The organism is Citrobacter gillenii (assembly GCF_013337685.1).
Taxonomy (GTDB): Bacteria; Pseudomonadota; Gammaproteobacteria; order Enterobacterales; family Enterobacteriaceae; genus Citrobacter; species Citrobacter gillenii.
In genome coordinates this window covers 1-26,083 of the sequence record NZ_SUQN01000012.1, presented here as the reverse complement: position 1 = coordinate 26,083, position 26,083 = coordinate 1, and the positions used below count along the sequence as shown (strand labels likewise).

At 53.7% G+C, this 26,083-nt stretch carries 24 protein-coding genes; 19 read left to right on the top strand and 5 right to left on the bottom strand.

Annotated features, from left to right (window positions below; all coding sequences use genetic code 11):
* Positions 1-103: 103 nt before the first annotated feature.
* The 3 genes from pldB to FCH32_RS21870 all read left to right on the top strand — a co-directional run bounded on the left by pldB (position 104) and on the right by FCH32_RS21870 (position 2,915).
* Positions 104-1,120, top strand: coding sequence for a lysophospholipase L2 (gene pldB, locus FCH32_RS21880; RefSeq protein ID WP_174361531.1), 1,017 nt, complete (start codon positions 104-106; stop codon positions 1,118-1,120).
* A gap of 14 nt (positions 1,121-1,134) precedes the next feature.
* Complete coding sequence (gene yigL / locus FCH32_RS21875; RefSeq protein WP_096758916.1) at positions 1,135-1,935, top strand: sugar/pyridoxal phosphate phosphatase YigL; 801 nt, start codon at positions 1,135-1,137, stop codon at positions 1,933-1,935.
* A gap of 80 nt (positions 1,936-2,015) precedes the next feature.
* Positions 2,016-2,915 carry a carboxylate/amino acid/amine transporter gene (locus FCH32_RS21870; protein WP_115259838.1) on the top strand — a complete coding sequence of 300 codons (900 nt, stop codon included), beginning with the start codon at positions 2,016-2,018 and terminating at the stop codon, positions 2,913-2,915.
* On the opposite strand, the gene metR is transcribed toward FCH32_RS21870, so the two are convergent.
* Positions 2,818-3,756, bottom strand: a complete 939-nt coding sequence (gene metR, locus FCH32_RS21865) for an HTH-type transcriptional regulator MetR (protein WP_115259837.1) — start codon at positions 3,754-3,756, stop codon at positions 2,818-2,820. The two genes, FCH32_RS21870 and metR, sit on opposite strands and share 98 nt — an antisense overlap.
* A 235-nt stretch (positions 3,757-3,991) precedes the next feature.
* Here metR and metE point away from each other — a divergent pair, with 235 nt between their 5' ends.
* On the top strand, positions 3,992-6,253 hold the full coding sequence (gene metE, locus FCH32_RS21860; protein WP_174361530.1) for a 5-methyltetrahydropteroyltriglutamate--homocysteine S-methyltransferase: 2,262 nt from the start codon (positions 3,992-3,994) through the stop codon (positions 6,251-6,253).
* Positions 6,254-6,356: 103 nt separating this feature from the next.
* Here the strand turns inward: metE and FCH32_RS21855 are convergent, their stop codons facing one another.
* Entirely contained in the window at positions 6,357-7,166 is an 810-nt protein-coding gene (locus FCH32_RS21855; RefSeq protein ID WP_174361529.1) for a dienelactone hydrolase family protein, read from the bottom strand.
* Between the two features lie 265 nt (positions 7,167-7,431).
* Between FCH32_RS21855 and udp the strand changes: the two genes are divergently transcribed.
* The 9 genes from udp (at position 7,432) to tatD (ending at position 15,371) form a co-directional block, all read left to right on the top strand.
* Entirely contained in the window at positions 7,432-8,193 is a 762-nt protein-coding gene (udp, locus tag FCH32_RS21850) for a uridine phosphorylase (RefSeq protein ID WP_174361528.1), read from the top strand.
* A gap of 141 nt (positions 8,194-8,334) precedes the next feature.
* Positions 8,335-9,765, top strand: coding sequence for a DNA recombination protein RmuC (rmuC, locus tag FCH32_RS21845; RefSeq protein ID WP_115259834.1), 1,431 nt, complete (start codon positions 8,335-8,337; stop codon positions 9,763-9,765).
* A gap of 94 nt (positions 9,766-9,859) precedes the next feature.
* Entirely contained in the window at positions 9,860-10,615 is a 756-nt protein-coding gene (gene ubiE / locus FCH32_RS21840; protein ID WP_096758910.1) for a bifunctional demethylmenaquinone methyltransferase/2-methoxy-6-polyprenyl-1,4-benzoquinol methylase UbiE, read from the top strand.
* Between the two features lie 13 nt (positions 10,616-10,628).
* Positions 10,629-11,234 carry a ubiquinone biosynthesis protein UbiJ gene (gene ubiJ / locus FCH32_RS21835; RefSeq protein ID WP_115259833.1) on the top strand — a complete coding sequence of 202 codons (606 nt, stop codon included), beginning with the start codon at positions 10,629-10,631 and terminating at the stop codon, positions 11,232-11,234.
* Entirely contained in the window at positions 11,231-12,871 is a 1,641-nt protein-coding gene (gene ubiB / locus FCH32_RS21830) for a ubiquinone biosynthesis regulatory protein kinase UbiB (protein WP_115259832.1), read from the top strand. The genes ubiJ and ubiB overlap by 4 nt, the downstream gene beginning before the upstream one ends.
* A gap of 78 nt (positions 12,872-12,949) precedes the next feature.
* On the top strand, positions 12,950-13,204 hold the full coding sequence (gene tatA / locus FCH32_RS21825; protein ID WP_096758907.1) for a Sec-independent protein translocase subunit TatA: 255 nt from the start codon (positions 12,950-12,952) through the stop codon (positions 13,202-13,204).
* Between the two features lie 3 nt (positions 13,205-13,207).
* Complete coding sequence (gene tatB / locus FCH32_RS21820) at positions 13,208-13,756, top strand: Sec-independent protein translocase protein TatB (protein WP_096758906.1); 549 nt, start codon at positions 13,208-13,210, stop codon at positions 13,754-13,756.
* Between the two features lie 2 nt (positions 13,757-13,758).
* A complete protein-coding gene (gene tatC / locus FCH32_RS21815) occupies positions 13,759-14,547 on the top strand; it encodes a Sec-independent protein translocase subunit TatC (RefSeq protein ID WP_096758905.1) in 789 nt (262 codons plus the stop codon).
* A 41-nt stretch (positions 14,548-14,588) separates the two neighbouring features.
* On the top strand, positions 14,589-15,371 hold the full coding sequence (gene tatD / locus FCH32_RS21810) for a 3'-5' ssDNA/RNA exonuclease TatD (RefSeq protein WP_174361527.1): 783 nt from the start codon (positions 14,589-14,591) through the stop codon (positions 15,369-15,371).
* A 7-nt stretch (positions 15,372-15,378) separates the two neighbouring features.
* Here tatD and rfaH read toward each other — a convergent pair whose 3' ends face one another.
* A complete protein-coding gene (gene rfaH / locus FCH32_RS21805) occupies positions 15,379-15,867 on the bottom strand; it encodes a transcription/translation regulatory transformer protein RfaH (RefSeq protein ID WP_174361526.1) in 489 nt (162 codons plus the stop codon).
* 204 nt (positions 15,868-16,071) lie between these two features.
* On the opposite strand from rfaH, the gene ubiD reads away from it, so the two are divergent.
* Complete coding sequence (ubiD, locus tag FCH32_RS21800) at positions 16,072-17,565, top strand: 4-hydroxy-3-polyprenylbenzoate decarboxylase (RefSeq protein WP_096758902.1); 1,494 nt, start codon at positions 16,072-16,074, stop codon at positions 17,563-17,565.
* A 40-nt stretch (positions 17,566-17,605) separates the two neighbouring features.
* Positions 17,606-18,307 carry an NAD(P)H-flavin reductase gene (fre, locus tag FCH32_RS21795; protein WP_137399144.1) on the top strand — a complete coding sequence of 234 codons (702 nt, stop codon included), beginning with the start codon at positions 17,606-17,608 and terminating at the stop codon, positions 18,305-18,307.
* Between the two features lie 183 nt (positions 18,308-18,490).
* Here fre and fadA read toward each other — a convergent pair whose 3' ends face one another.
* On the bottom strand, positions 18,491-19,654 hold the full coding sequence (gene fadA, locus FCH32_RS21790; RefSeq protein WP_174361525.1) for an acetyl-CoA C-acyltransferase FadA: 1,164 nt from the start codon (positions 19,652-19,654) through the stop codon (positions 18,491-18,493).
* A 9-nt stretch (positions 19,655-19,663) separates the two neighbouring features.
* Entirely contained in the window at positions 19,664-21,853 is a 2,190-nt protein-coding gene (gene fadB, locus FCH32_RS21785; protein ID WP_174361524.1) for a fatty acid oxidation complex subunit alpha FadB, read from the bottom strand.
* Positions 21,854-22,042: 189 nt separating this feature from the next.
* Here fadB and pepQ point away from each other — a divergent pair, with 189 nt between their 5' ends.
* The 4 genes from pepQ to hemG are packed head-to-tail and all read left to right on the top strand — an operon-like array spanning position 22,043 to position 26,035.
* On the top strand, positions 22,043-23,374 hold the full coding sequence (gene pepQ / locus FCH32_RS21780) for a Xaa-Pro dipeptidase (protein ID WP_096758898.1): 1,332 nt from the start codon (positions 22,043-22,045) through the stop codon (positions 23,372-23,374).
* Positions 23,374-23,988: an IMPACT family protein gene (locus FCH32_RS21775; RefSeq protein ID WP_135912790.1), complete on the top strand. Its 615-nt coding sequence runs from the start codon at positions 23,374-23,376 to the stop codon at positions 23,986-23,988. Before pepQ ends, FCH32_RS21775 begins: the two co-directional genes overlap by 1 nt.
* Positions 23,989-24,026: 38 nt before the next feature.
* On the top strand, positions 24,027-25,478 hold the full coding sequence (gene trkH / locus FCH32_RS21770; protein ID WP_115259827.1) for a Trk system potassium transporter TrkH: 1,452 nt from the start codon (positions 24,027-24,029) through the stop codon (positions 25,476-25,478).
* An 11-nt stretch (positions 25,479-25,489) separates the two neighbouring features.
* The gene (gene hemG / locus FCH32_RS21765) at positions 25,490-26,035 is read left to right on the top strand and encodes a menaquinone-dependent protoporphyrinogen IX dehydrogenase (protein ID WP_096758895.1); all 546 of its coding nucleotides are present in this window, start codon (positions 25,490-25,492) and stop codon (positions 26,033-26,035) included.
* Positions 26,036-26,083: the final 48 nt, after the last annotated feature.

Genomic DNA, 26,083 nt, shown 5'->3' with positions numbered 1-26,083 from the left:
TCCCGACTTGTCTATTTTTATGCCACAATACGCTACTGCCGATGCGTTGTAACAGGCTCGGCAAAAAAAACGATTTTACTTGGTCAACGAGGCTGGATACCCGATGTTTCAGCAGCAAAAAGACTGGGAAACAAGAGAAAACGCGTTTGCCGCTTTTTCCATGGGGCCACTGACAGATTTCTGGCGTCAGCGGGAGGAAGCGGAATTCACTGGCGTAGATAATGTTCCCGTACGCTTTGTTCGCTTTCGTGCAGAAAAAAACGATCGCGTCATCGTCGTTTGTCCCGGGCGCATAGAAAGCTACGTAAAATACGCTGAACTGGCGTATGACCTGTTTTATTCTGGTTTTGACGTCCTCATTATCGACCATCGTGGCCAGGGGCGTTCCGGGCGGATGCTCTCGGATCCGCACCGTGGCCATGTGGATAACTTTAATGACTATGTCGACGATTTGACCGCCTTCTGGCAGCAGGAAGTGCAGCCAGGTCCATGGAGAAAACGCTATATACTGGCGCATTCCATGGGAGGCGCTATTGCCACGCTGTTCCTGCAGCGCCACCCTAATCAGTGTGATGCTATTGCCCTCAGCGCCCCGATGTTCGGGATTGTGATGCGCTTTCCCGACTGGATGGTGCGCCATATTCTTGACTGGGCTGAAGGGTATCCGCGCATTCGCGAAGGCTATGCCATGGGGACCGGTCGCTGGCGGGCGTTGCCGTTTGGGATGAATGCGCTCACCCATAGCCGACAGCGCTATCGGCGTAATCTGCGCTTCTATGCTGATGATCCGCAGTTGCGCGTAGGCGGCCCGACCTATCATTGGGTGCGTGAAGGCATTCTGGCGGGTGAGCAGGTGTTGGCCGGGGCCGGAGGTGATGCGACCCCGACGTTGCTTATTCAGGCTGAAGAAGAGCGTGTGGTGGATAACCGCATGCACTATCGTTTTTGTGAACTCCGCGCTGCAGCGGGCCATCCTGTAGAAGGAGGTCAACCGCTGGTCATAAAAGGCGCCTACCATGAGATCCTTTTTGAAAAGGACGCAATGCGCTCAGTCGCGCTCAACGCCATTGTTGAATTTTTCGACAGGCATAACTCATCCAGCGGACACCGCTTTGCTTAGAGGTTTAATTTTTTATGTATCAGGTAGTTGCATCTGATTTAGACGGTACGCTGCTTTCCCCCGACCATACCCTGTCCCCGTATGCCAAAGAGACGCTGAAACTGCTGACGGCTCGTGGTGTGAATTTTGTGTTCGCGACCGGCCGTCATCATATTGATGTAGGGCAAATTCGCGACAATCTCGGCATTAAGTCCTACATGATCACCTCCAACGGTGCGCGCGTACATGATACTGACGGGAATCTTGTGTTCTCGCATAACCTGGATCGCGACATTGCCAGCGATCTGTTTGGTGTGGTGAATGCGAACCCGGATATCGTGACCAACGTGTATCGCGACGATGAGTGGTTTATGAACCGCCATCGCCCGGATGAAATGCGTTTCTTTAAAGAAGCGGTGTTTAACTACTCACTGTTTGAACCTGCGCTGCTGGAGCCGGAAGGCGTCAGTAAAGTGTTTTTCACCACCGACTCTCACGAAATCCTGCTGCCGCTGGAGCAGGCGATTAACGCCCGTTGGGGTGATCGTGTGAACGTCAGTTTCTCCACGCTGACCTGTCTGGAAGTGATGGCGGGTGGCGTATCAAAAGGCCATGCGCTGGAAGCGGTGGCAAAAGCGATGGGCTTCAGCCTGAAAGACTGTATCGCCTTTGGTGACGGCATGAATGACGCCGAAATGCTATCGATGGCGGGAAAAGGCTGCATTATGGGTAATGCACATCAGCGCCTGAAGGATCTGCACCCGGAGCTGGACGTGATTGGGCTTAATGCCGACGATGCTGTGCCGCATTATCTGCGAGAACTGTTTTTACAGTAACGGAACCGCTCATTAGTTAGTCAGTTGTCAACCGTGAACTTCGCTACAATGGGTGTATCTTTTGTTCAGAGACATCTATTGTGGCGCTACTCATCATTACCACTATTCTGTGGGCCTTTTCCTTTAGCCTGTTTGGCGAGTACCTTGCTGGTCATGTCGATAGCTATTTTGCCGTGCTGGTGCGGGTCGGACTGGCTGCGCTGGTGTTCCTGCCATTTCTGCGTACCCGCGGCCACAGCGTAAAAACTATTGGTCTGTACATGCTGGTGGGTGCCATGCAGCTTGGCATCATGTATATGCTGAGTTTCCGTGCTTATTTGTACCTGACGGTTTCCGAGCTGCTGCTATTTACCGTCCTGACACCGCTCTATATCACACTGATTTATGACCTTATGAGCCGACGCCGTTTACGCTGGAGCTACGCGTTTAGCGCACTGCTGGCGGTGATTGGGGCGGGGATCATTCGTTACGATCAGGTGACCAGTCATTTCTGGACCGGTCTGCTGCTGGTACAGCTTTCCAACATCAGCTTTGCCATCGGCATGGTGGGCTATAAGCGTCTGATGGAAACCCGTCCCATGCCGCAGCACAACGCCTTTGCCTGGTTTTATATGGGGGCATTACTGGTGGCGGTCGTTGCCTGGCTTATAGTAGGGAATGCGCAAAAAATGCCTGAAACTTCGCTGCAGTGGGGGATTCTGGTGTTCCTTGGCGTGGCAGCATCGGGCATCGGTTACTTTATGTGGAACTACGGCGCGACGCAGGTAGATGCAGGCACACTGGGTATCATGAACAATATGCATGTGCCTGCGGGGCTGTTGGTTAATCTGGCCATCTGGCACCAGCAGCCTCACTGGCCAAGCTTCATCATTGGTGCGGCTGTTATAGTGGCCTCACTGTGGGTGCATCGAAAGTGGGTCGCTCCGCACTCCGCACAAACGGCAGGTGATCGCAGGCGTGATTCCGCGCTGAGCGAATAAATGCTTCCGTGACCGGCTGACGCTGCTCGCCATCGCGCACAGCGGCGTACAGTCGGCTCCATAATCCATCACCCAGGGTTTTGGTCACTACCAGGCCCTGGCGTTCAAAACTCTCCACTACCCAGTGCGGCAGCGCTGCAATACCCATTCTGGCGGCGACCATCTGGATCAGCAGCAGGGTGTTATCCACGCTCTTCAGCGACGGGCTAACGCCAGCAGGCTGCAGGAAATGCCGCCAGACATCCAGTCGGCTGCGCTGTACAGGATAAATCAACAGGGTTTCGCTGGCTAAATCTTCCGGCGTTACCTGCGTTTTGCTGGCCAGTGGGTGATCGGGCGCCAGTATCAGACGGACTTCAAAATCAAACATCGGTGAATAGTGCAGGCCGCTGCGCGGCAGAATGTCGGATGTCATCACCAGGTCCAGCTCATCCTGCTGCAGGGCTGGTTGCGGATCGAAAGTCACGCCGGATTTAAAATCCATCTCTACCTGTGGCCAGTTAGCACGGAAATTCTCCAGCGCGGGGGTCAGCCACTGAATACAGCTGTGACATTCAATGGCGATGCGCAGCCGGGTTTGCTGCGGTTCGTTGCATGCCTGAAGCGCGCGACCGATTTGTGGCAACACCTGATTGGCCAACTGCAACAAAATTTCACCCTGTGGCGTAAAACGTAGCGGCTGGCTTTTACGCACAAATAGCCGAAAGCCGAGGCGTTGTTCCAGATCGCTGAACTGGTGAGACAGGGCGGATTGGGTCTGATGCAACGTCGCTGCTGCGCCTGCCAGCGACCCACTGTTCCGCAACGCCTGTAGCGTTTTCAGATGCTTAATCTCGATCATGAAAGTCCTTCACTTCGGCATGAATAAATTGCGCTTGAGGAATATACAGTAACCGCCAATTATGGATGTGTAAACATCTGGACGGCTAAAATCCTTCGTCTTTTAAATTTATGGTGCGTTGGCTTCGTTTCCCCACCCCAGTCACTTACTTCAGTAAGCTCCTGGGGATGAGCAAACTTGCCGCCTTCCCTAAATTCAAAATCCATAGGATTTACATATAATTAGAGGAAGAAAAATGACAATATTGAATCACACCCTCGGTTTCCCTCGCGTTGGCCTGCGTCGCGAGTTGAAAAAAGCGCAAGAAAGCTACTGGGCGGGTAACGCCTCTCGTGAAGAATTGCTGGCAACGGGTCGCGAACTGCGCGCTCGTCACTGGGATCAACAAAAGCAAGCTGGCGTTGACCTGCTGCCAGTGGGCGATTTTGCCTGGTACGATCATGTGCTGACCACCAGTTTGCTGCTGGGTAACGTTCCGGCCCGTCATCAGAACAAAGATGGCTCTGTCGATATCGACACCTTATTCCGCATTGGCCGTGGTCGCGCACCGACCGGTGAACCGGCGGCAGCGGCAGAAATGACCAAATGGTTTAATACCAACTATCACTACATGGTGCCTGAATTTACCAAAGGTCAGCAGTTCAAACTGACCTGGACTCAACTGCTGGATGAAGTGGACGAAGCGCTGGCGCTGGGCCACAAAGTGAAGCCCGTCCTGCTGGGTCCGGTCACCTACCTGTGGCTGGGGAAAGTGAAGGGTGAGCAGTTTGATCGCCTGAGTCTGCTGAACGACATCCTGCCGGTTTACCAGCAGGTGCTGGCTGAGCTGGCGAAACGCGGTGTTGAGTGGGTACAGATTGATGAACCTGCGCTGGTGCTGGAGTTGCCCCAGGAATGGCTGAACGCCTTTAAACCGGCGTACGATGCGCTGACCGGGCAGGTGAAGCTGCTACTGACTACCTATTTCGAAGGCGTGACGCCGAATCTGGATACCATCACCGCGCTGCCGGTGCAGGGTCTGCACGTGGATCTGGTTCATGGTAAAGATGACGTAGCCGAGTTGCACTCGCGTTTGCCCGCTAACTGGCTGCTCTCCGCAGGCCTGATTAACGGCCGTAACGTCTGGCGCGCCGATCTGACCGAGAAATATGCACAGATTAAAGACATTGTCGGCAAACGTCCGCTTTGGGTGGCCTCTTCTTGTTCTCTTCTGCATAGCCCAATTGATCTGAGCGTCGAAACCCGCCTTGATGCCGAAGTGAAAAGCTGGTTTGCCTTCGCCCTGCAAAAGTGCGGTGAACTGGCGCTGCTGCGTGATGCGCTGAACAGCGGCGATACCGCAGCGTTGGTTGAGTGGAGTGCGCCAATTCAGGCGCGTCGTCAGTCAACCCGCGTCCACAATGCGGCAGTCGAAAAACGTCTGGCGGCAATCACCGCGCAGGACAGTCAACGTTCTCACGCTTACCCGGTACGTGCCGAAGCTCAGCGTGCGCGCTTTAACCTGCCAGCGTGGCCGACCACGACGATCGGATCTTTCCCGCAAACCACGGAAATCCGCGGCCTGCGTCTGGATTTTAAAAAGGGTAACCTGGATGCGGGCAACTACCGTACCGGTATCGCCGAGCATATCAAACAGGCGATCGCTGAGCAGGAACGTTTAGGCCTGGACGTACTGGTACACGGCGAAGCTGAGCGTAACGACATGGTTGAATACTTTGGCGAGCATCTGGACGGCTTTGTCTTTACTCAGAATGGTTGGGTACAGAGCTACGGCTCCCGCTGCGTGAAGCCGCCGGTAGTGATTGGTGACGTGAGTCGTCCGGAAGCGATTACCGTTGAGTGGGCAAAATACGCCCAGTCGCTGACTGACAAACCGGTCAAAGGCATGCTGACAGGCCCGGTGACCATTCTTTGCTGGTCATTCCCACGCGAAGATGTGACTCGCGAAACCATCGCTAAGCAGATTGCGCTGGCACTGCGTGACGAAGTCGCCGATCTGGAAGCCGCCGGTATTGGCATCATCCAGATTGATGAACCGGCACTACGTGAAGGTCTGCCTCTGCGTCGTAGCGACTGGGCGGCGTATCTGGAATGGGGTGTCGAGGCCTTCCGCATCAACGCCGCGGTGGCGAAGGACGAAACGCAGATCCACACCCACATGTGTTACTGCGAGTTCAACGACATCATGGATTCCATCGCTGCGCTTGATGCCGATGTGATCACCATTGAAACCTCGCGTTCCGACATGGAGCTACTGGAGTCGTTCGAAGAGTTCGACTACCCGAACGAAATCGGGCCGGGCGTGTACGATATTCACTCGCCGAACGTCCCAAGCGTGGAATGGATTGAGGCCCTGCTGAAGAAAGCGGAACAGCGTATCCCGGCTGAGCGTCTGTGGGTGAACCCGGACTGCGGTCTGAAGACTCGCGGCTGGCCGGAAACCCGCGCGGCGCTGGCGAATATGGTGAAAGCGGCGCAGAACCTGCGTCAGGCTTAATTCGGTGCCCGATCGCCGGGGGCGTTAACGCTGACCCGGCCAACAGGAACGTGCAAGTCGTTGTAAGCCCGGTAAGGCGTAGCCGCCACCGGGCGATTAACATTTATTTCTTCCCGCCATACTGCGTAAACCACGCCAGCATTCTTTGCCAGCCGTCATTGGCGGACTCTTCGTGATAGCTCGGGCGATAATCCGCGTTAAAAGCATGCCCGGCATCGGGATACACCACGATTTCTGCTTTGGCATTCGCCGCGCGCAATGCCTGACGCATGGTTTCCACGCTATCTTGTGAAATGCTGGTGTCCTGCGCGCCATAAAGTCCCAACACGGGGGCGTTAAGATCGGTAGCGATATCGACGGGATGCCTGGGCGAGTTCAGCGTTTTGTCGCCGACCAGTTTGCCATACCATGCCACTGCCGCTTTTAACTGTGGGTTGTGTGCAGCATACAGCCAGGTGATGCGTCCACCCCAGCAAAAACCAGTGATCATCAGTCGGTGTGCGTCACCGCCGTTGCGTGAGGCCCAACTGGCGACGTGGTCCAGATCGGCCAGCACTTGAGAGTCCGGGACTTTGGCCACCAGGCCGCTTAACAGCGTTGAAATATCGGCAAAATCATTCGGATCGCCCTCGCGAAAGTAAAGCTCTGGAGCGACAGCCAGATACCCTTCCAGCGCCAGGCGGCGACAAATATCACGGATGTGTTCATGAACGCCAAAAATTTCCTGCACGACGATAACAACCGGTAGCGGACCTTCGCTGTGCTTCGGGCGTGCATGATACGCAGGCATATCATCGCCTTGAGACGGAATCGACGTTATTCCCGCGATGATTTCGTTATCCGGGGTGTGAACCGCCGTTGCTGCGGGTGGGGATACTGCAGGTGCAAAGCCAGATTGTCGTGTTGTTGCCATGGTATTCTCCGTACCCTTAAGTATTTAGCCAAATAGCGCATCATTAACTATAGACGCGTGCAACGAACCACATTGCCTTAAACGGTCTATCTTTTGTGCAAGGCTTGCCTGTATCGAACAGTTAATGTGATGTTCATCACTATTTGACGGTAATGAAATGCAATTGATTTACATCAAAGTGATGGCTGTCACGAAAATATGTTTATGCCTTCGGTAAAGTGTGTTTTTGCTTCTTCTGACAAAACCGATTCACAGAGGAGTTTTTATGTCTAAGTCTGATGTTTTTCATCTCGGCCTCACCAAGAACGATTTACAAGGGGCTACGCTTGCTATCGTCCCTGGCGACCCTGAGCGTGTGGAAAAGATCGCCGCGCTGATGGAAAAGCCGGTTAAGCTGGCATCTCATCGCGAGTTCACTACCTGGCGTGCTGAGCTGGATGGTAAAGCTGTGATTGTCTGCTCTACCGGTATCGGCGGTCCGTCGACCTCTATCGCCGTAGAAGAACTGGCGCAACTGGGCATTCGTACCTTCCTGCGTATCGGTACGACCGGCGCTATTCAGCCGCATATCAACGTGGGCGACGTGCTGGTTACCACCGCGTCTGTCCGTCTGGACGGGGCGAGCCTGCACTTTGCACCGATGGAATTTCCGGCTGTTGCCGATTTCGAATGCACCACCGCGCTGGTGGAAGCCGCGAAATCTATTGGCGCGACTACCCACGTCGGCGTGACCGCCTCTTCAGATACCTTCTACCCAGGCCAGGAGCGTTATGACACCTTCTCTGGTCGCGTGGTGAGCCGTTTCAAAGGCTCGATGGAAGAGTGGCAGTCCATGGGCGTCATGAACTACGAAATGGAATCCGCTACGCTGCTGACCATGTGTGCAAGCCAGGGTCTGCGTGCCGGTATGGTTGCGGGTGTTATCGTTAACCGTACTCAGCAAGAAATCCCGAATGCTGAAACCATGAAGCAAACGGAAAGCCACGCGGTGAAAATCGTGGTAGAGGCTGCACGTCGCCTGCTGTAATTTTCTCTCCTTTCTGAAAAGGCCGACATGTTCGGCCTTTTTATTTTGCGCAGTACCTCGCAGGAAATTCCTTTTAAACTGGACGTTTATACAGCACAATTCTATTTTGTGCGGGTAAGTCGTTGCTGTAAGGGGGGCGTAGTGGATATTTCGATAATGATAAGTGCCGTCGTGGCGTTAGCTGCAGGGCTGCTTGTGGGCTGGCTGGCGACCAAAGCGCGTGCCGACCAAATCCGCGCGGATCTTATTGAAGAACGGCGTGAACTGGATATTGCGCTAAGCGCCGCACGTCAACAGCTGGCGCAGGAAGCCCACTGGCGCGACGAGTGCGAGCTACTCAACAACGAACTTCGCAGCCTGCAGAGTATTAACACCTCTCTGGAAGCCGATCTCCGGGAAGTCACCACGCGACTCGACGCGACGCAACAGCATGCGGAAGATAAAATCCGCCAGATGATCAACAGCGAACAGCGTCTGAGCGAACAGTTCGAAAACCTGGCAAACCGTATTTTTGAACACAGCAATCGTCGCGTTGATGAGCAAAATCGCCAAAGCCTGAATAGCTTGCTTACACCATTACGTGAACAGCTGGACGGTTTTCGCCGCCAGGTGCAGGATAGCTTTGGCAAAGAGGCGCAAGAGCGTCATACCCTGGCGCACGAAATTCGTAACCTCCAGCAACTGAACGCGCAGATGGCGCAAGAAGCGGTTAACCTGACACGGGCGCTGAAAGGCGATAACAAAACCCAGGGCAACTGGGGAGAAGTCGTACTCACGCGGGTACTGGAGGCGTCCGGTCTGCGCGAAGGCTATGAATATGAAACTCAGGTCAGCATAGAAAATGACGCACGATCGCGGATGCAGCCGGATGTTATTGTCCGATTGCCGCAGGGCAAAGACGTGGTGATCGATGCGAAAATGACGCTGGTGGCCTATGAACGCTACTTTAATGCAGAGGATGACTACACCCGCGAAAGTGCGTTACAGGAACATATCGCCTCCGTGCGTAACCATATTCGTCTGCTGGGCCGCAAAGACTACCAGCAGTTGCCGGGATTACGTACGCTTGATTATGTGCTGATGTTTATCCCGGTTGAGCCCGCTTTTCTGCTGGCGCTGGACAGGCAGCCCGAACTGATTACAGAAGCACTCAGAAATAATATTATGCTGGTAAGCCCGACCACGTTGTTGGTGGCATTGCGCACCATTGCTAATCTGTGGCGGTATGAGCATCAAAGTCGTAATGCGCAGCAGATCGCGGACCGGGCCAGCAAGCTTTATGACAAAATGCGGCTGTTTGTCGATGATATGTCAGCAATAGGTCAGAGCCTGGACAAGGCACAAGATAACTATCGGCAGGCGATGAAAAAATTGTCTTCAGGGCGTGGAAACGTTCTGGCTCAGGCAGAAGCGTTTCGTGGATTGGGTGTAGAAATTAAGCGCGAGATTAATCCTGAACTGGCTGAACAAGCCACGAGCCAGGATGAAGAGTTTCGTTTACGTTCGGTCCCCGAGGCGCAACAAGACGAGACTTACCCCGATGGAGAGGCGGTAAATCAGCAATCAAACTAGCCCGTTTGGGTTAGTTGAACCCGGTAGAAGGGTAGGGCAAATTGGCCCAATCTGTTACACTTCTCGAACATTTTTTGGATGAGCAGGCACTGAGATGGTGGATAATTCACAAGAAACGACGCACTTTGGCTTTCAGACCGTCGCTAAAGAGCAGAAAGCTGACATGGTGGCCCACGTTTTTCATTCTGTGGCGTCTAAATATGACGTTATGAATGACTTAATGTCATTTGGCATTCATCGTTTGTGGAAGCGCTTCACCATTGATTGCAGTGGCGTGCGCCGTGGGCAGACTGTCCTGGATTTAGCCGGTGGTACGGGCGATCTGACGGCGAAATTTTCTCGCATGGTCGGTGAAACCGGGAAAGTGGTTCTGGCGGATATCAATGACTCAATGCTCAAAATGGGTCGCGAAAAACTGCGCAACATTGGCGTGATTGGCAACGTCGAGTATGTCCAGGCGAACGCGGAAGCATTGCCGTTCCCGGACAACACCTTTGACTGCATTACCATTTCGTTCGGCCTGCGTAACGTCACGGATAAAGACAAAGCACTGCGTTCTATGTATCGCGTGCTGAAGCCTGGTGGACGTTTACTGGTGTTGGAATTTTCCAAGCCGATTATCGAGCCGCTGAGCAAAGCGTATGACGCATACTCTTTCCATATTCTGCCGCGTATCGGTTCAATGGTGGCAAGCGATGCCGATAGTTACCGCTATCTGGCGGAGTCCATCCGTATGCATCCCGATCAGGACACGTTAAAAGCAATGATGCAAGATGCCGGGTTTGAAAGCGTTGATTACTACAACCTGACGGCAGGTGTTGTTGCGCTGCATCGTGGTTACAAGTTCTGACAGGAGATCGGGGATGCCTTTTAAACCCTTAGTGACCGCAGGCGTTGAAAATCTGCTCAACACCTTTCTGTATCGTTCACCGGCACTGAAATCAGCCAGAACGCGTTTGCAGGGCAAGGTGCTGCGTGTAGATCTCAAAGGATTTTCGACCCCGCTAGTCCTGGTGTTTAGCGAACGCCAGGTTGATGTACTGGGGGCATGGGAAGGCGAAGCTGATTGCACCGTGATCACGCATGCCAGCGTGTTACCAAAATTGCGCGATCGCCAGCAGCTCACGGCGCTTATCCGCAGCGGCGAGCTAGAAGTACAGGGCGATATTCAAGTGGTGCAGAACGTTGTCGCGTTGGCAGACCTGGCGGAGTTCGATCCCGCAGAACTGCTTGCCCCTTATACTGGCGATATTGTTGCAGAAGGGATCAGCAAGACCCTGCGCGGTGGGGCTACGTTTTTATGCCGTACCGTTCAACGTCAGCAGCGTTATGTTGCCGAAGCGATCACCGAAGAGTGGCGCATGGCCCCGGGCCCGCTGGAAGTTGCATGGTTTGCCGAAGAAACCGCTGCCGTTGAGCGTGCGGTCGACTCCCTGGCCAAACGGCTGGAAAAACTGGAGGCCAAATGACGCCAGGTGAAGTACGGCGCCTTTATTTCATCATTCGCACTTTCTTAAGCTACGGTCTTGATGAACTCATCCCCAAAATGCGTATTACGCTGCCGCTTAGGTTGTGGCGCTACACGTTGTTCTGGATGCCAAACCGGCATAAAGATAAACCGCTGGGTGAAAGGCTGAGACTGGCTTTGCAGGAGCTGGGACCGGTGTGGATCAAGTTTGGTCAAATGCTTTCCACCCGCCGCGACCTTTTTCCTCCGCAAATCGCCGATCAGCTTGCACTGCTGCAGGACCGGGTGGCCCCATTCGATGGGCAACGCGCAAAACAACAAATCGAAGAAGCAATGGGAGGACTCCCTGTTGAAGAATGGTTTGATGATTTTGACATCACTCCACTGGCATCTGCGTCTATTGCACAGGTACACACTGCGCGACTGAAATCGAACGGCAAAGAGGTCGTGATCAAGGTCATTCGCCCGGATATTCTGCCGGTCATCAGAGCCGATTTAAAACTGATCTATCGCCTTGCTCGCTGGGTGCCTCGCTTGCTGCCGGATGGTCGCCGCCTGCGGCCAACGGAAGTGGTGCGTGAATATGAAAAAACGCTGATCGATGAGCTGAATCTGCTGCGCGAGTCGGCGAACGCGATTCAGCTGCGGCGTAATTTTGAAGACAGCCCGATGCTGTACATCCCGGAAGTGTATTCCGACTATTGCAGTCAGAACATGATGGTGATGGAGCGTATTTACGGTATCCCTGTTTCAGATGTTGCCGCGCTTGAGAAGAACGGCACCAATATGCAACTGTTGGCTGAGCGTGGCGTTCAGGTCTTCTTTACTCAGGTATTCCGCGACAGCTTTTTCCATGCGGACATGCACCCTGGGAATATTTTTGTTAGCTATGAACACCCTGAGAACCCGAAATATATTGGCATTGACTGCGGGATTGTCGGTTCGTTGAATAAAGAAGATAAGCGCTACCTGGCGGAAAACTTTATCGCGTTCTTTAACCGCGACTACCGCAAGGTTGCCGAGTTGCACGTAGATTCTGGCTGGGTTCCGCCGGACACCAACGTCGAAGAATTTGAATTTGCTATTCGTACCGTGTGTGAACCGATATTTGAAAAACCGCTGTCGGAGATTTCATTTGGTCACGTGCTGTTGAACCTGTTTAACACCGCACGTCGGTTTAATATGGAAGTCCAGCCGCAACTGGTGCTGTTACAGAAGACATTGTTGTATGTTGAGGGCGTTGGTCGACAGCTGTATCCGCAGTTAGATTTATGGAAAACAGCCAAGCCATTTCTGGAGTCGTGGATTAAAGATCAGGTCGGTATTCCTGCGCTTGTCAGGGCTTTTAAAGAAAAAGCACCGTTCTGGGTCGAAAAAATGCCAGAAATACCTGAACTTGTGTATGACAGTTTGCGCCAGGGCAAATATTTACAACACAGTGTTGATAAGATTGCGCGCGAGCTTCAGGCGAATCATGTTCGTCAGGGACAATCCCGTTATTTATTGGGTATTGGCGCAACGCTGCTGCTAAGTGGGACATTCTTGCTGGTAAGCCGTCCTGAGTGGGGTTTGATGCCTGGCTGGCTAATGGCGGGTGGCGTCATTGCCTGGCTGATAGGCTGGCGCAAAATGCGCTGAATTTTTCATCGCTCAAGGCAGGTCGTGTAACGTATACTACGGTCTTATTAATTCATCATCTATAACAGAGGAACATGTATGGGTGGTATCAGTATCTGGCAGTTGTTGATCATTGCCGTCATCGTTGTACTGCTATTCGGCACCAAGAAACTCGGCTCCATCGGTTCCGATCTTGGCGCGTCAATCAAAGGCTTCAAAAAGGCGATGGGTGATGATGAACCTAAGCAAGATAAAACCAGCCAGGACGCTGATTTTACTGCTAAATCCATCACCGATAAGCAGGGTGAAGTGAAAAAAGAAGACGCCAAAAGCCACGATAAAGAGCAGGTATAATCCGTGTTTGATATCGGTTTTAGCGAACTGCTATTGGTGTTCGTGATTGGCCTCATTGTTCTGGGGCCACAACGACTGCCGGTGGCGGTAAAAACGGTCGCGGGTTGGGTTCGTGCATTGCGCTCTCTTGCAACGACGGTTCAGAATGAACTGACCCAGGAGCTTAAGCTTCAGGAGTTTCAGGACAGCCTGAAGAAAGTTGAGAAAGCGAGCCTGACAAATCTGACGCCGGAGCTGAAAGCTTCGATGGATGAATTGCGTGAAGCTGCGGAGTCGATGAAGCGTTCTTACAGCGCTAACGACCCTGAGAAAGCCAGCGATGAAGCCCACACTATCCATAATCCGGTAGTGAAAGGGAGCGAAGCGCAGCATGAGGGGGTTACCCCGGCTACGGCTGAAGCGCAGGCCAGCTCGCCAGAGCAAAAACCGCAATCCACGGGTGCTAGTACGCCGGAACCGACGGAAGCCGCTTCCGTAACGTTGATGGACGCAGAAAAGAAATCCGCCGCGCCTGTTGTCGAATCCTCCCCTTCGTCGAGTGATAAACCGTAAACATGGCTGTAGAAGATACTCAACCGCTCATCACGCATTTGATTGAGCTGCGTAAGCGACTCCTGAACTGCATTATTGCGGTTCTGGTGATCTTTCTGGCGTTGGTTTATTTTGCCAACGACATTTACCATATGGTTGCGGCACCGCTGATCAAGCAAATGCCGCAGGGTGCGACGATGATCGCCACAGATGTGGCCTCGCCGTTCTTTACCCCGATCAAGCTCACCTTTATGGTGTCGCTGATCCTGTCAGCGCCAGTGATCCTGTACCAGGTATGGGCATTTATTGCTCCCGCGTTATATAAGCATGAACGCCGCCTTGTTGTGCCGCTGCTGGTTTCAAGTTCGCTGCTGTTCTATATCGGCATGGCATTTGCCTACTTTGTCGTCTTCCCGCTGGCGTTTGGTTTCCTTGCCAATACAGCTCCGCAGGGCGTACAGGTGTCGACGGATATTGCCAGCTACCTCAGCTTCGTAATGGCACTTTTCATGGCCTTTGGGGTCTCTTTCGAGGTTCCCGTTGCCATTGTGCTGCTGTGCTGGATGGGTATTACGACGCCTGACGAATTACGTAAAAAACGTCCTTATGTTGTCGTCGGCGCCTTTGTCGTGGGGATGTTACTGACGCCGCCGGATGTCTTCTCGCAAACGCTGTTGGCCATACCGATGTACTGCCTGTTTGAAGTCGGCGTTTTCTTCTCCCGTTTCTATGTCGGTAAGCGGCGTACGCGAGACGAAGATAACGAGGCGGAGAACGAGAAAGCTGAAGCTGCCGATAAAACCGAAGAATAAATTCAACCGCCCGTAAGGGCGGTTGTCATATGGGAGGAAGCATGTTTGATATTGGCGTTAATCTAACCAGTACGCAATTTGCAAAAGACAGGGATGAGGTTGTCGCGCGCGCCTTTGCTGCCGGCGTAAATGGCATGCTTTTGACCGGAACTAACCTGCACGAAAGCCAGCAGGCGTTAAAACTGGCACAGCATTATCCACATTGCTGGTCCACTGCGGGTGTTCACCCGCATGACAGTAGTCAATGGCAACCCTCAACGGAAGAGGCGATTGTGGCGCTGGCAAACCAGTCTGAAGTGGTCGCCATTGGTGAATGTGGGCTGGATTTCAATCGCAATTTCTCCACGCCGCAGGAGCAGGAGCGGGTGTTTGAGGCACAACTGCGTATCGCCGCTGAGTTGCAGATGCCGGTTTTCATGCATTGCCGCGACGCACATGACCGTTTTCTGACGCTGCTCGAACCCTGGCTGGACAGCCTTCCAGGCGCTGTATTGCACTGCTTTACCGGCTCACGCCAGGAGATGCAGGACTGCGTAGACAGGGGGCTGTATATTGGCATCACCGGATGGGTCTGCGATGAGCGTCGGGGCATGGAACTCCGGGAACTGCTGCCGTTTATCCCAGTGGAAAGGCTCCTGATCGAAACCGATGCCCCTTATTTACTTCCCCGCGATTTAACTCCTAAACCGGCTTCACGTCGTAATGAACCTGCGCACCTGCCGCACATTCTTGAGCGTATTGCGCACTGGCGTGGAGACGATCCTCAGCGCCTGGCAGCCGCTATCGACGCCAATGTCAGGACACTCTTCGAAGTCACCTTCTGAAGCGGATTTAGATTTTGCGAAAACCGGTGTTTTTCACGCTCTGCTTAACCTCTTTATTCAGCAGGTTAAGCAGCAGCATGGAGCGTGCCTCGCCATCTGGTTCGGTGAAAATTGCCTTCAGCCCTTCAAATGCACCTTCGGTGATAATCACGCTATCTCCTGGATACGGGGTTTCAGGGTCAATAATCCCTTCTGGTTTGTAGATGGAAAGCTGGTGAATAACGGAAGACGGAACTGTTGCGGGTGTTGAACCAAAGCGGACGAAATGGCTGACGCCACGCGTGGCATTGATGGTGGTGGTGTGGATCACTTCCGGGTCGAATTCGACAAACATGTAGTTAGGGAAAAGTGGCTCACTGACTGTAGTACGTTTTCCACGCACTATTTTTTCCAGGGTGATCATGGGCGTCAGGCAGCTCACGGCCTGTCTTTCCAGGTGTTCCTGGGCACGCTGAAGTTGCCCGCGTTTGCAGTACAGTAAATACCAGGCTTGCATAATAACTCTTATCCGCTTGTTCTGAGCGTAAGCATAACAAAAGCCATGCACTAAGTTAATTATACCCGCCTCAACGCAACCCGAAACGCATTGGGTATATAATCCCTGCGCTTGCATGTACCGCCAGAGTTCACGCTAATTTAACAAAAATACAGCATCGCAATGATGAACGCCGTATAATGAGGCGCTTACGAAGAGGCCACAATGGACGCCATGAAATATAACGATTTACGCGACTTCCTGACGCTGCTTGAACAGCAGGGTGAGCTCAAACGCATTACGCTTCCAGTGGATCCTCATCTGGAAATCACTGAAATTGCCGATCGCACGCTGCGTGCGGGCGGGCCCGCGTTGTTGTTTGAGAACCCTAAAGGCTATTCGATGCCGGTGCTGTGCAACCTGTTTGGCACGCCTAAGCGTGTTGCAATGGGGATGGGACAAGAAGATGTCTCTGCGCTGCGGGAAGTGGGTAAGCTGTTGGCGTTTTTGAAAGAGCCGGAGCCGCCAAAAGGGTTCCGCGATCTGTTTGATAAGCTGCCGCAGTTCAAGCAGGTTTTGAATATGCCGACCAAACGGCTGCGCGGTGCACCTTGTCAGCAAAAAATCGCGTCAGGCGATGACGTCGATCTCAACCGTATTCCCATCATGACCTGCTGGCCGGAAGATGCCGCCCCGCTGATCACCTGGGGGCTCACCGTGACGCGTGGCCCGCATAAAGAACGGCAGAATCTGGGCATCTACCGTCAGCAGCTGATCGGCAAAAACAAGCTTATTATGCGCTGGCTTTCCCATCGTGGTGGCGCGCTTGATTATCAGGAGTGGTGTGCAGCCCATCCTGGTGAGCGTTTTCCAGTTGCGGTAGCGCTGGGGGCCGATCCGGCAACGATTTTGGGCGCGGTAACGCCGGTACCTGACACGTTATCGGAATACGCGTTTGCCGGACTGTTGCGCGGTACCAAGACCGAAGTGGTCAAATGTATTTCCAACGATCTCGAAGTCCCAGCCAGCGCAGAGATCGTGCTGGAAGGCTACATCGAGCCGGGGGAGTTAGCACCGGAAGGTCCGTACGGCGACCATACGGGTTACTACAATGAGGTGGATAGCTTTCCGGTCTTCACCGTCACGCACGTTACCCAGCGTGAAGATGCTATTTATCACTCCACCTACACCGGGCGTCCACCCGATGAACCTGCCGTGCTGGGCGTGGCGCTGAACGAAGTGTTTGTGCCGATTCTGCAAAAGCAGTTCCCGGAAATCGTCGATTTTTATCTGCCACCGGAAGGTTGTTCGTATCGACTGGCGGTTGTCACGATCAAAAAACAGTACGCCGGTCATGCCAAACGCGTCATGATGGGCGTTTGGTCGTTTTTACGACAGTTTATGTACACCAAATTTGTTATTGTCTGCGATGACGATGTCAACGCACGTGACTGGAATGATGTGATTTGGGCGATTACCACCCGTATGGACCCGGCCCGGGATACGGTGTTGGTAGAGAATACACCGATTGATTATCTGGATTTTGCCTCGCCGGTCTCCGGCCTTGGTTCAAAAATGGGCCTGGATGCCACCAATAAATGGCCGGGTGAGACCCAACGTGAATGGGGACGTCCGATTAAAAAAGATCCCGAAGTGACTGCGCGCATTGACGCAATTTGGGATGAACTGGCCATCTTTAATGACGGCAAAAGCGCCTGAGGCGCGATCGTTTTGCCTATTGATCCGACAGAGAGAGCGCATGACAACCTTAAGCTGTAAAGTGACCTCGGTAGAAGCTATCACTGACACCGTATATCGCGTCCGTTTAGTGCCAGACGCGGCGTTTTCCTTTCGTGCTGGTCAGTATTTAATGGTCGTGATGGATGAACGAGATAAGCGTCCGTTCTCCATGGCCTCAACGCCGGATGAGCACGGGTTCATTGAGCTGCACGTGGGTGCCTCTGAGCTTAACCTGTATGCGATGGCCGTCATGGATCGCATTCTCCAGGATCGAGAAATCAACGTGGATATCCCGCACGGCGAAGCCTGGCTGCGTGACGATGAAGAACGACCGCTGATCCTGATTGCTGGCGGCACCGGCTTCTCTTATGCGCGCTCGATTTTACTGACCGCGCTGGCGCGCAACCCAAACCGTGACGTGACGATTTACTGGGGCGGGCGTGAAGAGAAGCATCTCTACGATCTCGGTGAACTGGAAGCGTTGTCTGTTAATCACCCGAACCTGCGCGTTGAGCCCGTGGTCGAACAGCCTGAAGAAGGCTGGCGTGGTCGTACGGGTACCGTACTAACGGCAGTATTGCAGGATCACGGCACGCTGGCTGAGCATGACATCTACATTGCTGGGCGTTTTGAAATGGCAAAAATCGCGCGCGATCTGTTCTGTAATGAGCGTCAGGCGCGTGAAGATCGCCTGTTTGGTGATGCGTTCGCTTTTATTTAAAAATAAAAAACCCGCCCCTGACAGGCGGGAAGAACGGCAACTAAACCTTCTCTCTTCGCCATTGACACCAATAGCTGTGAGATAACATTTTGTAGGCTGGATAAGACGTTTTTTACGTCGCCATCCGGCATCGTTGCCGGGGGCGCTTCGCTTGCCCGGCCTACAAGATGCGGCACTCTGTGATTACACTCTCTCAAATACCGTAGCGATACCCTGACCCAACCCAATACACATCGTCGCCAGACCAAACTGCACGTCTTTACGCTCCATCAGGTTCAGCAGGGTGGTGCTGATACGCGCACCGGAACATCCCAGCGGGTGGCCCAGGGCGATCGCACCGCCGTTGAGGTTGATCTTCTCGTCAATCTGCTCCATCAAGCCCAGATCTTTAATGCATGGCAGGATCTGCGCAGCAAAGGCTTCGTTCATTTCAAACAAACCGATGTCACTGACGGAAAGCCCAGCTTTTTTCAGCGCCAACTTTGAGGCTGGAACCGGGCCGTAACCCATGATTGACGGATCGCAACCGACCACCGCCATTGAGCGAATGCGCGCGCGCGGCGTCAGGCCCAGTTCGCGGGCACGGCTCTCGCTCATTACCAACATAGCAGCGGCACCGTCGGAAAGCGCGGAAGAGGTACCGGCAGTGACCGTACCGCTAACCGGATCAAACGCCGGACGCAGGGTAGACAACGCTTCGATGGTGGTTTCCGGACGGATCACTTCGTCGTAGTTAAACTGTTTCAACACGCCGTCGGCATCGTGACCGCCAGTCGGGATGATTTCATTTTTAAATGCGCCAGACTGGGTGGCAGCCCAGGCGCGAGCGTGTGAACGTGCGGCGAAGGCATCCTGCATTTCACGGCTGATACCGTGCATACGAGAGAGCATTTCCGCCGTCAGGCCCATCATCCCCGCGGCTTTTGCCACGTTGCGGCTCATTCCCGGATGAAAATCTACGCCGTGGCTCATTGGCACGTGACCCATATGCTCCACGCCGCCAATCAGGCAAGCCTGAGCATCGCCGGTCATAATCATGCGCGCCGCATCGTGCAGGGCCTGCATGGATGAACCGCACAAGCGGTTGACGGTGACAGCCGGGACCGAGTGTGGGACTTCCGCCAGCAGTGCGGCGTTACGGGCGATATTGAACCCTTGCTCCAGCGTCTGTTGTACGCAACCCCAGTAAATGTCATCGAGAGCCGCGGGCTCAAGCGCTGGATTCCGCGCCAGCAGGCTACGCATTAAATGTGCGGAGAGATCTTCTGCCCGCACGTGACGGAACGCGCCCCCTTTCGAACGGCCCATCGGGGTACGGATCGCATCAACAATTACAACCTGTTCCATTGTGACTCCTTAAGCCGTTTTCAGGTCGCCAACCGGGCGGGCAGGCTCAACCGAGGGATAGTACGGTTCGTTATGACGCGCTTTATTACGCAATCCTTCCGGCACCTCATACAGTGGGCCGAGGTGCTGGTATTGCTGCGCCATATCGAGGTATTTGGCGCTGCCGAGCGTATCCAGCCAGCGGAACGCACCGCCGTGGAACGGAGGGAAGCCGAGACCGTAAACCAGTGCCATATCGGCTTCCGCCGGGCTGGCAATGATGCCTTCTTCCAGGCAGCGCACCACTTCGTTGACCATCGGGATCATCATGCGGGCGATAATCTCGTCATCGCTGAAATCGCGCTTCGGCTGGCTGACGTCTGCCAGCAGGCCATCGACCGCAGCATCCTCTTCTTTCTTCGGCTTGCCTTTGCTGTCTTCTTTATAACGCCAGAACCCGAGACCATTTTTCTGTCCAAAGCGGCTGGCATCGAACAGGGCATCGATCGCGTCGCGATAATTTTTCTGCATTCGCTGCGGGAAGCCTGCGGACATCACTGCCTGCGCGTGATGTGCGGTATCAATACCGACTACGTCCAGTAAATACGCCGGGCCCATTGGCCAACCGAACTGTTTCTCCATCACTTTATCGACTTTGCGGAAGTCCGCGCCGTCGCGCAGTAACTGGCTGAAACCAGCGAAGTAGGGGAACAGCACGCGGTTTACAAAGAAGCCAGGGCAGTCGTTGACCACAATCGGCGTTTTGCCCATCTTACTGGCCCAGGCGACGACTTTAGCGATGGTTTCATCCGAGCTTTTCTCACCGCGGATGATCTCAACCAGCGGCATCCGGTGCACCGGGTTAAAGAAGTGCATGCCACAGAAGTTTTCCGGGCGCTTCAGAACGCTGGCCAGTTCGCTAATCGGAATGGTAGACGTGTTTGACGCCAGCACGGTATCCGGGCGCACTTTATCTTCGGTCTCTGCAAGCACCGCTTTTTTCACTTTTGGATTTTCAACAACCGCTTCCACCACCACGTCCACGCGCTCAAAGCCGGTGTAGTCGAGGGTTGGTTGGATGGTGGAAATCACGCCCGCCATCTTCAGACCGTCGATCTTGCCGCGCTCAAGTTGCTTATTCAGCAGCTTGGCGGCTTCGGTCATGCCCAGCATCAGCGATTTATCGTTGATATCTTTCATGATAACCGGCACGCCTTTCCATGCAGACTGGTAGGCTATACCGCCACCCATAATGCCTGCGCCCAGAACTGCGGCTTGCTTCGGTGTCTCAATATCCTTCGTTAGTTTTTTCGCTTTCGCTTTGACGTACTGATCGTTGAGGAAAATACCGACCAGCGCACGCGCCTCGTTGGTGTGCGCCAGCGGGACAAAACTTTGGTTTTCCAGGTTCAGCGCTTCTTCACGACCAAAGCGGGCGGCAGCTTCAATCGTTTTCACAGCGGTAATCGGGGCTGGGTAATGTTTCCCTGCCGTCTGCGCAACCATGCCTTTGGCGATGGTAAAGCTCATGGCCGCTTCAATTTTGCTGAGTTTCAGCGGCTCCAGTTTTGGTTGGCGTTTGGCCCGCCAGTCGAGGTCGCCGTTGATTGCCTGACGCAGTACCGCCATTGCGCCCTCGAGCAGTTTTTCCTGCTTCACAATGCCATCAACCAGACCGATTTTCAGTGCCTGCTCGGCACCGACGTCTTTACCTGCGGCAATGATTTCCAGCGCGCTGTCTGCACCCAGCATGCGTGGCATACGCACGGAACCGCCAAAGCCCGGCATGATGCCAAGCTTGGTTTCCGGTAGACCGATGCGCAGGTCCGGGGTTGCCAGACGGTAGTCGGTCGCCAGGACGCACTCGCAGCCGCCACCCAGCGCATAGCCGTTGACCGCAGACAGGGTTGGGACAGGCAGATCTTCCAGGCGATTAAAGACGCTGTTGGCAAAGTGCAGCCACTGGCTTAGCTGTTCTTCAGGAACAAGGAACAGTGAAAGGAATTCGGTGATATCGGCACCGACAATAAAGGCTGCTTTGTTAGAACGCAGCAGCAGCCCTTTTAAATCATGTTGTTTCTCCAGCACATCCAGCGCATGGCCAAGGCTGGCTACGGTTGCCGTGTCGAGTTTATTGACTGAGCCAGGGGCATCGAACACCAGTTCGGCGATGCCATCTTCCAGCCAGTCGAGGTACAGGGTGTCGCCTTTGTAAAGCATGTCAGTCTCCTGAATCCGCAAGGTGATCTGGTCATACCAGATGAATCGAAGTGTGTGTTTTATGTTAATAAAATGCAAATGAATGATTAAAGAAATGACGGGCCGATCACGCTCGGCAGAAATCACGCAGTCACAGGACGATGTGCTAAGATGCGGAGACTTGAGGTCAAAAAAACAGAAGGGTAAATAATGGAATCACTGGCCGCACTCTATAAAAATCATATTGTTACCTTACAGGAACGGACCCGCGATGCGCTGGCGCGTTTTAAGCTGGATGCGTTACTTATTCACTCCGGTGAGCTGGTTAACGTTTTTCTCGACGACCATCCGTATCCGTTCAAGGTCAATCCGCAGTTTAAAGCCTGGGTACCCGTCACGCAGGTTCCCAACTGCTGGTTGCTGGTGGATGGCGTTAATAAGCCTAAGTTGTGGTTCTACCTGCCGGTGGATTACTGGCACAACGTTGAGCCGCTGCCGACCTCTTTCTGGACCGAAGAAGTTGAAATTATTGCGTTGCCAAAAGCCGACGGTATTGGTAGCCAGTTGCCTGCTGCCCGCGGCAATATCGGGTACATCGGCCCGGTACCGGAACGTGCGCTGCAGCTGGACATTGCTGCCAGCAACATCAACCCGAAAGGGGTGATCGACTATCTTCACTATTACCGTGCGTATAAAACCGATTACGAGCTGGCCTGCATGCGCGAAGCGCAGAAAATGGCGGTAAGTGGACACCGTGCAGCCGAAGAAGCGTTCCGTTCAGGGATGAGCGAGTTCGACATCAACCTGGCGTACCTGACAGCCACGGGGCATCGCGATACCGACGTGCCTTACAGCAACATCGTCGCGCTTAACGAACATGCCTCTGTACTGCATTACACCAAGCTGGATCATCAACCGCCATCAGAATTCCGCAGCTTCCTGCTGGATGCCGGGGCGGAATATAACGGCTATGCGGCAGACCTGACGCGGACCTGGTCGGCGAAAAGCGACAACGACTATGCACAGTTGGTGAAAGACGTTAATGAAGAAGAACTGGCGCTGATTGCAACCATGAAAGCGGGTGTCAACTATGTGGATTATCACATTCAGTTCCATCAGCGCATCGCGAAGCTGCTGCGTAAACATCAAATCATCACCGATATGAGTGAAGAGGCGATGGTGGAAAACGATCTTACCGGGCCGTTTATGCCGCACGGTATTGGTCACCCGCTGGGATTACAGGTGCATGATGTCGCTGGTTTTATGCAGGATGATAGCGGTACGCATCTTGCCGCACCGTCGAAGTATCCGTACCTGCGCTGCACTCGCGTGCTGCAACCGGGCATGGTCCTGACCATTGAGCCGGGCATTTACTTTATCGAATCCCTGTTAGCGCCGTGGCGTGAAGGGCAATTCAGCAAACACTTCAACTGGCAGAAGATTGACGCGCTGAAGCCGTTCGGTGGTATTCGTATTGAAGACAACGTGGTCGTCCATGAGAATCATATCGAAAACATGACCCGGGATTTGAAACTGGCGTAATGGACAGTTGGTTAATCCCTGCGGCGCCGGTTAGCGTCGTTGAAGAGATCAAAAAAAGCCGCTTCATTACGTTGCTTGCCCACACGGACGGCGTAGAGGCGGCAAAAGCGTTTGTCGAGTCAGTCAGGGCAGAGCATCCGGACGCCCGCCACCATTGCGTGGCGTGGGTAGCGGGTGCGCCGGATGACTCGCAACAGCTGGGCTTTTCGGACGACGGCGAACCGGCGGGGACGGCAGGTAAACCGATGCTTGCGCAGCTAATGGGCAGTGGCGTTGGCGAGATTACCGCGGTGGTGGTGCGCTACTACGGCGGTATTCTTCTCGGTACAGGTGGACTGGTCAAAGCCTACGGTGGTGGGGTGAGCCAGGCATTGCGGCAATTAACAACGCAGCGCAAGACGCCGCTTACCGAATATACTTTGCAGTGTGAGTACGGCCAACTGGCAGGTATTGAAGCACTGTTGGGGCAGTTCGACGGTAAAATCATAGCCAGTGATTACCAGGCATTCGTTCAGCTACGGGTAGCGCTTCCTTACACGAAAGTGAATGAATTTTCAGCAAGGCTGGCGGATTTTAGTCGAGGTTCATTGCAATTGTTAGCGATTGAAGAATAATCCCCACCTCATTTTAAAGAACTAAGGAAGCGGCAGAGATGCATTTTCGCGCCATTACCCGAATCGTTGGACTACTGGTCATCTTATTCTCGGGGACAATGATCATCCCCGGACTGGTAGCGCTCATCTACCGTGATGGGGCGGGTCGTGCATTTACGCAAACTTTCTTTGTCGCGCTGGCGATTGGCTCCATGCTGTGGTGGCCGAACCGTAAAGAAAAGGGCGAACTGAAATCCCGCGAAGGGTTTCTTATCGTGGTCTTGTTCTGGACCGTGCTGGGCAGCGTGGGTGCGCTACCGTTTATCTTTGCTGAAAGTCCAAACCTCACGATCACCGATGCGTTTTTCGAATCCTTCTCCGGCTTAACTACGACGGGCGCAACCACGCTGGTGGGGCTGGATTCATTACCACATGCGATTCTCTTTTATCGTCAAATGCTGCAATGGTTTGGCGGGATGGGGATCATCGTGCTGGCGGTGGCTATTCTGCCTATTCTTGGCGTCGGCGGTATGCAGCTTTACCGGGCAGAAATGCCAGGGCCGCTGAAAGACAATAAAATGCGTCCGCGTATTGCCGAAACGGCGAAAACCCTGTGGCTTATCTATGTATTGCTGACAGTGGCCTGTGCGCTGGCGCTGTGGTTTGCCGGCATGCCTGCGTTTGACGCTATCGGTCACAGCTTTGCGACCATTGCTATCGGCGGCTTTTCAACGCATGACGCCAGCGTGGGTTATTTCGATAGTCCGACTATCAACACAATTATTGCAATCTTCCTGCTGATCTCCGGGTGTAACTATGGCCTGCACTTCTCTTTATTAAGCGGGCGTAGTCTGAAGGTCTATTGGCGCGATCCGGAATTTCGGATGTTCATTGGGGTACAGCTGACGCTGGTGGCTATCTGTACGCTGGTATTGTGGATCCACAATACCTACGGTTCGGCGCTAACGACAATCAATCAGGCCTTTTTCCAGGTGGTGTCGATGGCGACCACCGCGGGGTTCACCACGGACAGTATTGCTCGCTGGCCGTTGTTCCTGCCCGTGCTGTTGCTGTGTTCTGCCTTTATTGGTGGCTGTGCCGGGTCAACGGGCGGTGGCTTGAAGGTGATTCGTATTCTGCTGCTGTTCAAGCAGGGTAACCGTGAGTTGAAGCGCCTGGTCCACCCGAACGCGGTTTACAGTATTAAGCTAGGTAACCGTGCACTGCCAGAACGTATCCTCGAAGCAGTATGGGGATTCTTCTCGGCCTATGCGCTGGTCTTTATTATCAGTATGCTGGCGATTATCGCGACCGGCGTGGATGACTTCTCTGCATTTGCTTCCGTTGTCGCGACGCTGAATAACCTGGGGCCAGGGCTGGGTGTGGTTGCCGACAACTTTGCCAGTATGAACCCGGTGGCGAAATGGATCCTGATTGCCAATATGCTGTTTGGTCGTCTGGAGGTCTTTACTCTGCTGGTACTCTTTACCCCTACCTTCTGGCGTGAATAATGGAGTAACACGTGAAAACACTGATTCTTTTTTCTTCCCGGGATGGACAAACGCGCGAAATCGCCGAGTATCTGGCTTCTGAGCTCAAAGAGTTGGGCATCTGGGCGGATGTGATGAATCTGCACCGCACCGAAGAGCCTGACTGGCAGCACTATGACAGCGTGGTGATCGGTGCCTCGATTCGCTACGGTCACTACCATTCTGCTTTTCAGACGTTTGTGAAGAAGCACGCTACGCGGCTGAACGCGATGCCGAGTGCGTTCTACTCCGTTAATCTGGTCGCCCGTAAGCCGGAAAAACGTACCCCGCAAACCAACAGCTATGCGCGCAAGTTTCTGATGAGCTCGCCGTGGCGACCCGATCGTAGCGCGGTTATCGCTGGCGCACTGCTTTATCCTCGCTATCGTTGGTATGACCGCGTCATGATCCAACTGATTATGAAGATGTCCGGTGGCGAAACGGATACGAATAAAGAAGTGGTCTATACCGATTGGGAACAGGTTGCGAGTTTTGCGCGAGAAATAGCCCAATTAACCAACAAAGCGTCGTTAAAATAAACGTAAAGAATAAAAAATACGCACTCGGAAAATTATTTTGAATTTCCC